A 13,900-nucleotide genomic window follows, 5' to 3' on the forward strand; every position below is an offset into this window, starting at 1 on the left:
TAGAGTCTGTGAGGGGTTTCGGGACTTCGTGACGGGCTTAGCCCTTGACCGCGCCGGCCGTCATGCCGGACACGATTCGCTTCTGGCACAAGAGCACCAGGATCACGAGCGGGACGGTGATGATCACCGAGGCGGCGCTGATGGTGCCGAGGGGTTGGTCGAACTCGCTGGTTCCGCTGAAGAACGCAATCGCGACCGGCACGGGCCGGGCTTCCGGCGAGGTGGTCAGCGTGACGGCCAGGAGGAATTCGTTCCAGACCGAGATGAACACCAGGATCGCCGTCGTAGCCAGACCGGGAACCGCGAGCGGCAGGATGACTTTTCGGAAGGCAACAAACGGTGTGGCGCCATCCATGTACGCGGATTCCTCCAGCTCACGCGGTATCTCCTTGAAGAACGACGTCAGCGTGTAGATCGCCAGCGGCAACGCGAACGTCAGCTTCGGGATGATGAGGCCAAGCAAGGTGTCGTACAGGCCTATTTCGCGCCAGATGGAGAACATCGGGGCCGCAATCGCGATGGCCGGGAACGTGGTGACCGAGAGGATCAGCGTCAGGATCATCGCCTTGCGGCGCATCTTCAGCCTGGCCAGCGCATACGCGGCGAAGGACGCGAAGACCAGCGCCACCGTTGTAGTCACGACGGCGATAATCACCGAGTTGCGCAAGGCCAGGAGGAACTCGGGGTTCTGGAAGACCACCAGATAGTTCTCGAGCGTCGGCTGGCTCGGGAAGAGCTCGCCCTTGGACAGGCTCGCTCCCTTCTTAAGAGAGGTGTTGACCAGCCAGTAGAAGGGGATGAGTGAGAAAGCCATGACGGCCACCACGAACACCCACACCAGGGGATGCAGTTTCGATTCCCCGCGCAAGCGACGTTTTGGCGCCTTGCGCGCGGTGGCGAGTTCCGGCGTCGTGCGTTCTGCAGTCAGCGTGCTCATTGTTCCTCCTTCGCGACGTCGCGGATGTTGCCGCCGCCGAAGCGGATGTAGATAACGGAGACCACCATGACGGTGAGGAAGGTCAGGATGGACAGCGCCGAGCCTTCGCCCACCAGCCGGTTTTCGCGCAGTTGGCCGTAGGCGAGCATGGACATGGATTCGGTGCCGTTGGCGCCGCGGGTGAGGACGAACGGCAGGTCGAAGACGCGGAGGGCGTCCATGGTGCGGAAGATCGCGGCGAGGACGATTGCCGGGCGCAGGAGCGGCAGGGTGATGTGGACGAAGGTCTGCCATTTGCTGGCGCCGTCGAGTTCCGCGGCCTCGTACGTTTCGGCGGAGATGACCTGCAGGCCGGCAAGGATGATGAGTGCCGCGAAGGGCGTGGTCTTCCAGACGTCGGCCATGACGATCACGGCCATCGCATATCCGTGTTCACCGAGCCAGACGACGTCGCCGCCGGGCAGCCCCAGCGTGGAGAGGACGTTGGTGACCAGGCCCATGTTGGGCTGGAACATGGTTTGCCAGGTGATGGCACTGACCACGGTGATGATCGCGTAGGGCAGCAGAACCACGGTGCGCAGGACTGCGCGGCCCTTGAACGCGAGGTTGAGCAGGAGCGCCATGGCCGTACCGAGGATGAGTTCCAGGCTGACGGAGAGGCCCGCGAAGAGGAAGGTCTGGCCGAACGCGGCCCACCATTCACTGCTGGTGAGGGCGGCGATGTAGTTGTCCAGACCTACGAAGCGTGAGAGCCCTGCGGTGCGGACGCTGTACTGGTTCAGCGAGAGCCAGATCGCGTAGCCGATGGGGACCGCCGCAACCAGCGCCATGATGACCAGCGATGGGGCGGTCATGCGGAACGCGAGCTTCCGCTCGGCCCGGTCGCGGCCGCTTACGCGGTTTGGCGAGCGGCCTCCGGGTGCGCCGCTGGCTTGAATTGTCTTGAGGGTCATGATCAGAAGCTCGCCTTGGCGCTGGTGATTTCCTCGGCCATGCTCTTCACGGCGTCCTCGGTGGAGGCGGTTCCGGAGAGGACGGCGTAGACGTTCTTGTAGATCGCCTGGCTGATCTGCGGGTAGACCGGCGAGATCGGGCGGGGCTTGGCACCCTTCACGGAGGCGAGGAGTTCGGTAGCGAACGGCATCTTCTGCAGCACCGCCGGGTCCGAGTAGGCGGCTTCGTTCACCGGGGCCTGCGAGTAGTCCATGGCCACGTGCTTCTGCCAGTCCGGGGTGGTGGCGAAGTCGATGAACGAGACAGCCCCGGCCTGGTTGGTGGAGTGGGCCGAGATCGCCAGGTTCCAGCCGCCGAGCACACCGGAGGCCTTGCCGCCTTCCCATGCCGGCAGCGGTGCGACCGCGAAGCTGGACGCCAGCGGTGTCGCGTTGAGCAGTCGGTACACGTGCGGCCAGTTGCGCTGGTATCCGAAGTCGCCGGACTCGTAGGCGAGGCGGGCGGGGTCTTCGTTGTAGGTGAGGACGGCGCGGTCGGCTGAGCCGTTCTTGAGTCCGTCACTCATGAAGTTGAGGACGTCGCGGGTTTCCTTGGAGTCGATCTTGACGTTGCCTTGGTCATCGAGGACTTCGCCGCCCGCGCTGTAGAGCATTTCGAGGAAGTTCACCGTGAGGCCCTCGTACTGCTTGCCTTGGTAGACGAAGCCGTTGCCGGGAGCTTTGGCGGCTTCTGCGTAGAGCTGCTGCCAGGTCTCGGGCTTGGCCACCTTGTCCTTCTCGTAATAGATCAATCCGGCGTTGGTGAAGAACGGCGAGCCCCAGTACTTGTCCTCGTACTTGGTGGTTTCCACTGTGGAGGGAATGAGCCGGTCCTTGTTGGCCTCTACCAGCTTGGTCTGGTCCAGCAGCCAGCCCTGTGAGGCGAACTCGGAGGTCCAGATGACGTCCGTGATGAAGATGTCGCACTCCGTGGACTTGCCCTCCAGCCGCTGCACGATCTGCGTGCGGGCTTCATCCGTGGTGGCGCCGATCTCCGTGTACTTGGCCGTCACCTTGCCGTTCGCCTTGGTGAACGCCTCCGCCGTGCCCTTGTAAATGCCGCTCGCGTCCTTGACGCCGCAGATGTTCACAGCGCCGCTGGCACTAGCGCCCGACGCCGGATCGGCAGCTGCCGCTTGTTCGGCACCTTGGGGTGCTGCTCCCCCGCCGCACGCGGTGAGGAGGAGGGCTGCGGCTATTGCTGTGGCCGCCAGTGCTTTTCGGTTGCGGGGCGTTGCTTGAGTCTGGTTCTGGAGCGGGGAAGCAGGTCGGTTCAAGTCCACAAGTGGCTCCTTTGGCGGCTGTGGGCGGTGGGGTTCAGTGCGCGCTTTGACTATCCCGCGTGCTGAGGCTGGCTTCTTTGCCGGTGGTTCTTGCATTCTGTGGAATCGATTCCAAATGTTTCCATAAGAATCGGCCTTGCGGCCGTGGAATCGATTCCAAAGTAGTGTGACAGGGACCACGGAGGGCTGTCAACCCTTTTATTTGGTGGAGTCCCGGATGACGAGTTCGTGCGGGAGGAAGGTTCTGCCCTTGCGGTGGGCGCCTGGGACTGTCATGCGTTCCAGGAGTTCAGCGAAGGCAACTCGGCCCATTTCGTAGGCCGGCTGTCTTACCGTGGTTAGCTCCGGGACACACATTTCTGCTTGGGCCGAGTCATCGAAACCTGCTACGGCGATGTCATCCGGGACCTTTATGCCGGCATCGGTGAGCTCACGGACGCACCCGGCGGCAACGACGTCCGTTCCGCAGAAGACGGCATCCGGGAGGCCTTTGGCTTCCAGGAGTTTCATAGTGAGATTGCGTCCGGCGTGGAAGCCGAAGTTGCCTTCGCCCAGGTGCACCCGGTCTGGTTCCAGGCCATTCTCCTCCAAGGCTTGGCGGAAGCCTTCCTCCCTGAGTCGACCCGAGCGGGCACCCCTGTGGGCGAGCATTGCCAGCTTCTTGGCGCCCGTGTCGATCAGGTGTTTGGTGATGTCGTAGGCGGCTTGGCGGTCGTCAATGGACACTCCGAATGCCGCCTCGGCATCGACGATCTCACAGACCTGGACGACGCTCATTTGCTCGGCAACGGTGTTTACGTCGTCGTCCGGCATGGTTGGGGAAAAGATCACCAGCCCGTCCACGGACCCGTTGCGCAGCATGTCCACGAGTTGCTGTTCGCGATCCAGATCCCCGTCGGTGGCTGCAATGAGGCTGACATAGCCGTTGTCCGCGGCTGCGTCTCCAACGCCGCGGAAGACTTCGCTGATGACGAGGGAATCCAGGTTCTTGGCAAGAGCGAGAACGCGCATGGTTCGGTCCCTGCGGAGATCCCTTGCTGAAGCTAGCGGACGGTAGCTGAGCTCCGTTATGGCTGCGTTAACCTTCTCCTTGGCCGCATCGCTGACTGCGGAGCTTCCGTTCAAGACGCGCGACACCGTCCCCACGGACACACCCGCCGTTCTGGCGACATCCTGAACTGTCGGCCGAGCCATTCAGTTTGTCCTTCCGCGAGCAGTGACGATGGACTCTGCCGCCACGCCACTTCCGCGCCCACAGGCGCTCTTCAGCATAGCTGGAGTATGGAGAGCGATGTGGGCTGATGGGTCAGTTGAAGTTACACCGCTGGCGCGATCACTGAAAGCGGTCATAAGGGTACCGACTCGGGGATGGGGCGCACCATGCCACTACGGTACACACAGAACCAACACCACCTGCCAAAGTCTCGCCAAAGGCGTGAACTCATCAACATCGAGAAAATCAAGATGAGATAGTTTGCTGGGACATCGCAAACCACCGATACAAAGGCATATGGATTGACCATGACGTTAGGAGAGGGGTCGCGTCAAACGATCCATTAGAGAGATTGCCACCAAGTCACGACGAGTTGCAGAACTCCCCCGCCCTGGCGAGTAGCACCAATCCCCGCCCGAGGTGCCGTGGATTCCTAGAGCGTCGCCATAAAGCGGGAATGGCACGAGTAACGATTACGCTCTTAAATAGTTTCGTGAACTTAGATTGGGCAGGAGTACGGGTTGCTACAGGACTGGGCAGGCTTTGGCGTTAGAGGCTATAGAAGTTTCGGCGGTGAAGAACTTTTCATCGTAGGCCCGATGGAAAAGGTCCACTTGGTAGTCGGCCGCAACAACGTTGGAAAATCCAACACACTGCGGATCATGCACGAGCTGCTTCCAAGTCTCCGAGAAAGCGGTCAGGCAGCAACGAACACCTTGTTCCCGCGCCGCGAAGACACCCCCATCCCCTGGAAGCACGAACGCGCCATCACTCTTGGACTGCGTCTGACCGAACGCGTCAAACAGTCATTTCACCTAGGGGGCCCGGGGAATCCTTTCACCGACCTGTTCACGCGGGACGCGTATACCCGTGGCCAACCCGACACCATCTGGCTGGAGTTCGACCTGCTACAGGTCAACAACCCAACTTTGTCGATGATCCCCAGCCTGCAACAGTTCGCTCAGGCCGTCGGTCAAGGCGCGGGTATATCGGTCGGGAGCCTGCAAAGTTTAAGCAATCAATTGCTTAGTCAATCCAGTTCTGATCCACAGAGCAACTTAACCGGCATCTTTAGCGCCTTCCGCCCATGGTCTTTCATTCCCCCCACAGAGTGGGTGGACGCTATCCGCGAACTAACTGCCACCCCCGACCCCACTCGCGTAGTCACCGACCTGAGAAACGGACGGGGCCTGGTCCCCCGATTAGCACAACTTTCAAGACCCTCTATCGCCACACGATCAGTAGACCAGGCTAAGTTTCACGCTCTTCAAAACTTCGTCCGGGACGTCGTCGATGACCCCCACGCCCTAATCGAGATTCCCCAATCCCAGGACACGATCCACGTGGTCCTAGGCCAAGGTGAGGCCATGGACCTTGACTCCCTCGGGACGGGTATCCACGAAGTGATCTTCCTGGCCGCAGTTTCAACGATCATTCAGGAAACACTGATCTGCATGGAGGAGCCCGAACTGCACCTCCACCCAACACTTCAACGAAAACTCATTGCCTACCTTCATCGTGAGACGACCAACAGATATCTCATCTCAACCCACTCAGCCGCCCTTCTCAACGCGGAAGTCGCATCGATTTCCCACGTCACATCGGAATCCGGGTTCAGCGCCGTCCGCGCTGCGTCGTCGCCGGCGACCATTGCTCATGCTGTGTCAGACCTCGGCAACAAGGCCTCGGACTTGGTCCAGTCAAACTTCCTGATATGGGTGGAAGGTCCCTCCGACCGTATATACGTCAACCACTGGCTCAACACGAAGCATCCGAACCTTGTCGAAGGCGCACACTATTCAGTGATGTTCTATGGCGGTGCACTCCTCAACCATCTGGCCGTTGACGATAAAGCGACCGACGAATTCATTTCGCTGCTAAATATCAACCGCAACCTAGCAATCCTGATCGACTCCGACCGGAAACAGCCAAACGATGCACTCAACGGAACCAAAAACCGAATCATTCAGGAGATTCAGAACATACACGCCGTAGCCTGGGTGACCGCCGGGTACACCATCGAGAACTACGCTCGAAAAGAATCCCTAGAAGCCGTCCTCGCGTCTGAATACCCTGAGAAGAGCTACGAAGTGCCATCGAGTCGGAACTCATCGCCTTTGGCCGACACCTTTGATGGGCTAGCGACCAAACCCAGCAAAATAACCGTCGCGCGAGCCCTCGCCGAACGGGATGTCGTTTCCGACTGGCACGACGACCTATGGCCACAGGTGGACTCCCTTGCACAAGCTATTCGAATCGCCAACGACATGTAGGCGCACACTTCTTGGCGAGAAACGACATAACAAGACACGGTATGTGCGGGATCTCCGGGTGTAGCGACATTTAGACGCAGCCGGGACAATGCCTATCACAAACCAACTGAATAGTGAGACGCCCGGCCGCACATCCCTACCTGAGCAGGCGCCCCTTACTGTCGTTCTGCATTCGAGGCATTTCCCCGGTCGCTTCATATATGGAGTCTTGCCAAGGCAAGCAAATCGTTACGACGGCGGCAGCGCCACCCCGTGACCCATTTGGAATGGGCAGGCTCCCAGGCGTTCCGGTTTGAGCAGGTCAGTAACGGGACATTCGAGAGGCGGTGAATCTGCGCGAGGCTTGCCAAGAAGACCGGCGCCGTTTGTCGGGTGCCAGCGGCAGTTCATCCACTTTGGACCCAGGAGCTACGCTTGCCGATGAGCTGCTCGATTAGTACCTCAAGCAACCTGCCGACATCGGGCTGCAGGGAATGCTTGGTTTACGCTCGGGACTACCAAGCTTGCTCGTGACGACCCTGATGTAAACGCCAAGTACAAGAACTGAAACGTTACTGCGAAAGACCCTAATTGCTAGTCGGACAAACCGCCAACTGTGACACACATCCTAAACTAAATGGGGCATTGGCGGTAAACCTTCGCGCTCAAGAATTTTATTGAACCGTCGACACCAGCTCAGCGCAACTACTTTATCGACTCCAAGTGCGAAGGCAAGCCAGCCGGCAAGATGATCGACAAGTGCAAAAACTGAGTTAAACTTTCGATGTTCGGCGTGATTTGCAAGCCCAAATTTCTCGCATCCACGAAGATGCACTTCGATACGTCTGCGATGCTCGGGCATCAAACGCACAGAATCATCAACCAAAAGCCCAAGAACGACTTTTCGGGAACCAGGCGGAACAATACGCGTCTTAGCCCGGTGTGTGACGAAACCTGCTTTCCGAACCAAACCCGATACTTCCTGGACAACCGATTCTGCGGTAAGGCGATCGAAGGCGTCAAGGCTCGAGAATGTCAAATCGTCAGAATAGCGAGTGTAATTTAGACTGCGTTGAAGTGAGAATTTCTGCAGGAGTTGGTCGAGGCGAGTCGCGGCAGCATTTGCAAGAGAGCCGCTCGTCGGTCCGCCTTGCGGAAGGACTCCCATCCCGGCTACAGCATAACTACCGATGACAGTGTTCGCAGCGAGCCAAGGTGCACGTTCGAGATCTTCTGTCCGTGTCGTGATCCGTGCAAGTTCGAAGGACACAAGTTTGTTGTAGCCCAATTTTCGAAAAACCCGATACACCGATTGTTCACCTACGGTGCCGAAGAAATCGTGTAGATCCATCTTCACCAACCAACGAGCACCCATATGTTGCGATGCACATTGCACAATGGAGGTCTTCGAACGATAAGCGTAGCTTGCTGGGTGCATGGGCAACTTGTCGAGGATATTGCGCAAGATCCATCGTTGTACGTCCATGAGGATTGGCTCGGGCGCCGAGATAGGCCGTGTGCCCCCCGTTGCTTTAGGTATCGCGATCGAACGATATGGGTCCCGGGATCTGCTGACGATTTCCCGTAGGTAGCTGTACGAAGCACCGGTCTCGCTGGCGAGGTGCCCTAGCGAGAGAATCGGATACGCACCTTGAGCCCGCAATCGAGCTCTTTCCGCCGATGCGCGCTTAAGTGCAGATGGCTCAATCCCAAGATTGACCCCCTGCTGATGATAGAGGTGAGGAGGAATCACGTCAGCTTACCTTTCGACCCGTAGGGTTCCGTAGGACTGGATGGAGAATCCCCGAGTCGCCGATGGAAGGATGTCTCCATCCAGCCCCACGCGCAGACTCAGATCGTCCTATGATCACAGTTAGCCACGATCCTTGAGTGTGGCCTAACGCCACACTCCAGCGAGCTGCAACGATGCTGCAGCTTCATCACTAAGCAAGTGACCCCTCCTCACGTCTTATAGCGAGGATAGTACGGAGAAGGGTCCGGGGTGAGCAACGCCGGAGCCCGGCGAGGCTTCCGGCGGTGGGATGCTAGCGCTTCGTATCCAGCCGATGTGAGCCTACCTTTGGTATCAATCAACTGCAGACGTTCGAGAGAAACCAAAATTGCTCTTACGGCTGGTAGGTGTAAGCCGAGAGCCAGGGCTAGTTGCTCCTCAGTGCGAGGCAGAAGGCCGAGCATAATCATATGCGTTTGCCATGGACGATCGATGTGCCCGTCTCGATGACGTGCTGCAAGCCGAACTTGTCCCGCATCGAGAAGTTGCTGCGAAATATTGACGCCCGGAACATGGCTCCCAATTTCGTCTGAGAGGCTGGTTGATACTGAACGACCATCGAAGAAGGGTTCCCATCTTTTAGATCTTCTAATAAGAATGGCCGGAAGGTTGTTAGGTACTGAGAATGAACTTGCAAACAATCCCGCGCTACCACGGTATCCAAGTGCGGGCCCTATCTTTCCGTGCTTCGCGTAGATGCGACATACTTCCGCGACCTTTGCTCCAAGATAGGAGTTTTCTATTTCTCTAATGCCCGGGGCGATCTCCGTAACTTTAAGAAAATCTATATGCGGGCTAGTCTCAACTAGGCTTTTTCCAGCGGATGTTGCAGCGTACGCAATGACGCCGATTTGAAGCCACTTAAACGATCGCCAACTCCTAATGGTTCGGTTGCGGTACCACGTTTCGACGTAATCTAAAACTTGTTGACCTGACCCGATATAGTCAGTTACGCATAAAAGGGTGTGGACCTTAGATTTCCTCATTTCCTCCAGGGTTAGTGGCGCGGAGAAAATAGACGCGGACGGAGATGCCCTTCGGACTTCGCGTATGAGCTGCGCCATCAAGGCTTCACTGCCAGGGTTATTTGCGATTGGTTGCGCGGGGTCGAACCCACAGAAGGTAATTAGTTCTGCATCATCATCAATACCGTCTTCGCGGATCATATCTTCTGAAGAAATAATTGGAACGAGAGCTACGGGAAAGCGTTCTTGACGGTCCGCGAGCAGTTCTTCGATTGACCGTCGTATGCCGATGATTACTTCACCACCTTGTAAAAATCGCACGCTATCTAATAGCGCCATGGCCGCTGCTTGATCATCTACCTCAAATTGCTTCAACCATTCTGCAGCACGGCGGGTTTTAGATAATTCCATAGGTGCTCCTACTTCGTCAAAAGATAGCTACCTTGGTATCTTTCCATAGGCTAGCTGAAACTGACTATCGTAGTTTACTTCAGGACCGTCGCGACGGTACGAATCAGGACCCCTTCAGCGTTGTTTTCATCTGTTGAAAACAATCATTTTGGCGGCCCCGGATGAGGGTCCGCAGGGAGCTGGCTGTATGCCACGATCCGCCGAGATTCCCGCGTGGAGGTCGTGTCGATCCGCGGACCCGGCCACGCGGTATCAGGTCGGCAGGGACACTGTCCGGCAAGCCTTGTCGGATCCTGTTCCGCTGGCTCCGGAGAAACAACCAAAGCTGTCGAAAGTTCAAGAGGCCCACCTCGTCAGCCTGCACCAGGGCGGGCGCCTACCACGAGCGAGATTGCGGAGCTATTCGGCGTCGCTCGATCCACTGCCTACCGCGCGATCAGGCGAGGAACAACAACGTCACCCAAGTGACAAATAGCGCGGCCAGAACGCCGCCATTTATCGTCGCGAGCCACATCCTTGGTCCTAGTGTCTAGATTCCGGCTGCGGTCAAAAACGGTCTTTTTTGGTCAACTTCCGGCTGGGCAGCATCCATCGGGTTGGGTCGCAAGGCAGAATCAGAAGATGCCCAATGAATTGATTATCGGACAACCTCGGTACGGCAGCCTCTCAACTGGGGACAAGGCTACTTCCGAGGTGAGCGCCACACTCGAGCTGACCAGTAGGGGCATCTTTATATCACTCATCTTCAGCCACGATGAGAGCCCCGAGTATGCTCGGTGGTTCACAACCGACTATTTCGATATTGTCTCGGTATCGGCCGGGGAATCTCGATCTCGCCCGTCAGTACCAACAACCCTCTTCTTTCATGACTCCTACGGCCCGGTGGCGCTGATTGGATGCCGTAAGGACGGCTACCACACCAACCATCGGATCGGATCGGGCCGGCTCTATGTAGGGGCGGCGGTCTTGGATGCCCCATCAATGGCTCATGCAAAAGTCACCGGCATGAGGTCAGAGGTCTCGGGACTTCGCGCATGGTTAGGAACAACTGCCATTTCTCAGACCAGGAAATTTGATGAAGAGGGCCGCTTCCAGTCTGCGGAATTTCATGTGGCGATACCGGAAGTCATCAATATTCCCGAGTCCGAAATCGTCCTGCGGCCTGCTATACGTAGAACACCCAAAGATGGCAGTCTTCTAATAGAGGACATCGTGTGGGTAGAACATCGAACCGAAGAAGAATTACCTTGGAGTCGGCATCATCTAGCTATGAGGGCGATTCGGGACCTTTTGGCTGTCTCACGATGGCGTGATGAGAGCTACATACCCGTGTCCGTTGCCCGAACGGAAGATTCTATTGAAGGACGCACTCCGGAGTCGGAGCGACAGCAATGGTGGAGGAAGGCCATAGACTCAAGGGCGCCAGCGCGCAAGGAAGAGTCACGGCGGTTTGAGCATCTGATTCTCTGGGATGAACTCGGAGCCGAAGGTCTCGCCCGTTGGATCAAGCTGCGTGACGAATTCGCAAGAGCGGTGGACCCTGCCGTATCGAGTCTCTACCTGGACGGCGTGACAATCGGCGTCGAACTAACCCAAGTGGCTATCGGCTTGGAAGCCCTTGGCTTCCTTCTGTTTATTCGCAAGGACGGCCTTCCTGAGTCACAAGCCAAGTACGTCTCTTACCAGCAACGACTGGACCGCATCGTCAAAGAAGTGCCTGGGCTTTTACCCTTTGTAGACGCAGGCTGGTCAAAACGGATGGCGGATACCTATAACGCTCTTAAGCATGCCAACCGTCAACTCCCCCAAACGGTAGATATTGCCAACTGCTGGCGAGAGGGGGTCCTTCTATTCAGGGTCTGGATTGCCGTCGAGCTCGGAGCTGACCCTGAAAAACTTCGAGAAAGAATCGCACGGGACCCGCAAATAAATTCCTACCGAACTGCCGATGGCTGAAGCTGTGGCACTGATCTTGGTGGGTCCGTGCTGGAACAGTGCGGACCCACCAGTCTCATGTCCAAGGCGGCTTTGCGGCCGTCCGAGGAGACTTTGAGCATGTTGTCTTCCTCGGAGGGCACAAGACTTTGCTGGATGGCGTCGATGCGGTTGCCGATGTCCTGAATGTAGTCACGCAGTTCCGGGCTGGGTCCACGACCAGCATGTTTGGTTGTATGAGCCCGCCTCCGTCCGGTGGGGCGAGTGTGGGGATGGGCGGTTTGAGGTCTTCGGCGGTTTTGACGTCGGCGAAGGTGTTGAACATCTTCAGCAGTTCGGGGACGTTTTGGAACTTCGCGAACCGGCTCTTGAGTTTGAACCGGTCACCGCCGGCTACGGAGAGTTCCATTTCTTCAACGACTTGGGCGAAGGTCGCGGCCCAGGTGTTGAAGTCCTTGATCCCGGCTACCTGGAGAAGGTCCGGGCGCAGGTAGCGCTGCATTACGTACATTTCCGTGACGTAGGCGGCGTCGGTGTAATGAGGGTTGTTGGTGGAGCGGCGGGCTGCGTCTTACTTACCCCGGTCAGGAGGCTCCAGGTGTTCACTATCCTCGGCGTCTTCTTCCCTGGCCGCATCGAAGATTTGGAACACGGATTGCCGGTTTATCGTGGCCCCGGAGACCCGCATCAGCTGCACGCAGACGGGCGGTGTCAGCCGCTTGCTGTCGAGTTCACCAGACGCTTCGAGCTTGGGTAGCCACAGGTCCATGGTCGCGACCAGATATTAGCCCGAGGGCATTCCTGCCAGCCGCCACACACCGATCAAGACTTTAAGCGTGTCATAGCCATAGGTTCGTCCCCGAGGCTTCCGTACCGCCACCCTCGCAGGGCCCTTGCGCTTGCGCGCAGTCGAAAGCGCCCGCCGGGCATTGGCCCTGGACCAACCCGTGACGGCGACCAGTTCATCCAAAACCAACCCCGTGGCGTTCTTCGATGACCTCGCATAATCGGCTGCGTACTTTGTCGAGATTTCCCTACGAGTTGCCATCGACAGGTCCATCCCTCATCGTCACCGCCGCGCCCGGAACAGGCTGTGATTTTCGCAAGCCGTTTCTAAAGGAGGCATGCACCTCTTTCGCGGACCCTTCCCGTGAGACTCGTCGCCCCCTTGACTCCCACCCCCTCCTTCCCTAAACTTTTCATAAAGCAGAATCTAAATTCCACAAAGCGGAAATTTAAGCCAAAGATCAAGGCAACAGCCAAGCAACCCGGAAGATAGATCCAAGCCCCTCCTCGGAAGGACCTACGATGACGTACACAGTGAACTGCTCCATCCTCCTGACGGAGCTGCCCTTGCTCGAGCGCCCCGCCGCCGCGAAGGCAGCCGGTTTTGACGCCGTCGAGTTCTGGTGGCCCTTCGAAACCTCCGTCCCCACCGACGCACAAGTAACCGAATTCGAAACCGCCATCAAGGACGCCGGCGTTCAGCTCACGGGCCTGAACTTCAATGCCGGCAACATGCCCGGCGGCGACCGCGGCCTGGTTTCCTGGAAGGGACGTTGCTCCGAGTTCAAGGACAACATCGACGTGGTCGCCGGCATCGGTGAGCGCCTGGGCTGCAAGGCCTTCAACGCCCTCTACGGCAACCGCCAGGACGAGTTCACCCCTGAAGAGCAGGACGAACTCGCCGCCAAGAACCTCGCCGCAGCAGCAGAAGGCGTCGCCCGCATCGGCGGCACCGTCCTCCTCGAACCGGTCAGCGGCGCACCCAAGTACCCGCTCCTCACCGCCGAAGACGCGCTCAAGGTCATCGCCCGCGTCAAGGCAGAATCCGGCGCACAGAACATCAAGCTCCTCGCCGACTTCTACCACCTGGCAGTCAACGGCGACGACGTCGAATCTGTCATCGAGAACCACGCCAAGGACTTCGGCCACATCCAGATCGCCGACAACCCCGGCCGCGGCGCTCCCGGAACCGGCACCCTCCCCCTCGGCGAATGGATCGCCCGCAGCCGCGAACTCGGCTACGACGGCTACATCGGCCTCGAATACAAGGAACCGCAGGAATCGGCTTTCAGCTGGGCCATCCGCCAGCGCGCCAACGCCAACTGACTCACGAC

11 protein-coding genes are annotated in these 13,900 nt (G+C 58.2%); 4 read left to right on the forward strand and 7 right to left on the reverse strand.

Annotation, left to right across the window (positions count from 1 at the left end; genetic code table 11):
* Positions 1-37: 37 nt before the first annotated feature.
* From LDN85_RS18365 to LDN85_RS18380, 4 genes are all read right to left on the reverse strand, one after another.
* Entirely contained in the window at positions 38-937 is a 900-nt protein-coding gene (locus LDN85_RS18365; RefSeq protein WP_223943751.1) for a carbohydrate ABC transporter permease, read from the reverse strand.
* Positions 934-1,890 carry a sugar ABC transporter permease gene (locus LDN85_RS18370; protein ID WP_223943752.1) on the reverse strand — a complete coding sequence of 319 codons (957 nt, stop codon included), beginning with the start codon at positions 1,888-1,890 and terminating at the stop codon, positions 934-936. The genes LDN85_RS18365 and LDN85_RS18370 overlap by 4 nt, the downstream gene beginning before the upstream one ends.
* 2 nt (positions 1,891-1,892) lie before the next feature.
* Complete coding sequence (locus tag LDN85_RS18375) at positions 1,893-3,212, reverse strand: ABC transporter substrate-binding protein (RefSeq protein ID WP_223943753.1); 1,320 nt, start codon at positions 3,210-3,212, stop codon at positions 1,893-1,895.
* A 198-nt stretch (positions 3,213-3,410) separates the two neighbouring features.
* Complete coding sequence (locus LDN85_RS18380; protein WP_223943754.1) at positions 3,411-4,406, reverse strand: LacI family DNA-binding transcriptional regulator; 996 nt, start codon at positions 4,404-4,406, stop codon at positions 3,411-3,413.
* Positions 4,407-5,024: 618 nt separating this feature from the next.
* On the opposite strand from LDN85_RS18380, the gene LDN85_RS18385 reads away from it, so the two are divergent.
* Positions 5,025-6,698 carry an AAA family ATPase gene (locus LDN85_RS18385; protein WP_223943755.1) on the forward strand — a complete coding sequence of 558 codons (1,674 nt, stop codon included), beginning with the start codon at positions 5,025-5,027 and terminating at the stop codon, positions 6,696-6,698.
* Positions 6,699-7,305: 607 nt separating this feature from the next.
* Here LDN85_RS18385 and LDN85_RS18390 read toward each other — a convergent pair.
* Positions 7,306-8,163 (reverse strand): reverse transcriptase family protein, encoded by an 858-nt coding sequence (locus tag LDN85_RS18390; RefSeq protein ID WP_263422071.1) that lies wholly within the window; start codon positions 8,161-8,163, stop codon positions 7,306-7,308.
* 476 nt (positions 8,164-8,639) lie between these two features.
* A complete protein-coding gene (locus tag LDN85_RS18395; RefSeq protein ID WP_223943757.1) occupies positions 8,640-9,845 on the reverse strand; it encodes a hypothetical protein in 1,206 nt (401 codons plus the stop codon).
* A gap of 621 nt (positions 9,846-10,466) precedes the next feature.
* On the opposite strand from LDN85_RS18395, the gene LDN85_RS18400 reads away from it, so the two are divergent.
* Both LDN85_RS18400 and LDN85_RS18405 read left to right on the forward strand, forming a co-directional pair.
* Entirely contained in the window at positions 10,467-11,801 is a 1,335-nt protein-coding gene (locus LDN85_RS18400) for a HEPN domain-containing protein (protein WP_223943758.1), read from the forward strand.
* 211 nt (positions 11,802-12,012) lie between these two features.
* Positions 12,013-12,537, forward strand: coding sequence for a hypothetical protein (locus tag LDN85_RS18405; RefSeq protein WP_223943759.1), 525 nt, complete (start codon positions 12,013-12,015; stop codon positions 12,535-12,537).
* 27 nt (positions 12,538-12,564) lie between these two features.
* On the opposite strand, the gene LDN85_RS18410 is transcribed toward LDN85_RS18405, so the two are convergent.
* Positions 12,565-12,828, reverse strand: a complete 264-nt coding sequence (locus tag LDN85_RS18410) for a hypothetical protein (RefSeq protein WP_223943760.1) — start codon at positions 12,826-12,828, stop codon at positions 12,565-12,567.
* A gap of 260 nt (positions 12,829-13,088) precedes the next feature.
* Between LDN85_RS18410 and LDN85_RS18415 the strand changes: the two genes are divergently transcribed.
* Positions 13,089-13,892: a TIM barrel protein gene (locus tag LDN85_RS18415; RefSeq protein ID WP_089596273.1), complete on the forward strand. Its 804-nt coding sequence runs from the start codon at positions 13,089-13,091 to the stop codon at positions 13,890-13,892.
* Positions 13,893-13,900 lie beyond the last annotated feature (8 nt).

Origin of the sequence: Arthrobacter sp. StoSoilB20 (assembly GCF_019977295.1) — a bacterium.
GTDB classification, from domain to species: Bacteria; Actinomycetota; Actinomycetes; order Actinomycetales; family Micrococcaceae; genus Arthrobacter; species Arthrobacter nicotinovorans_A.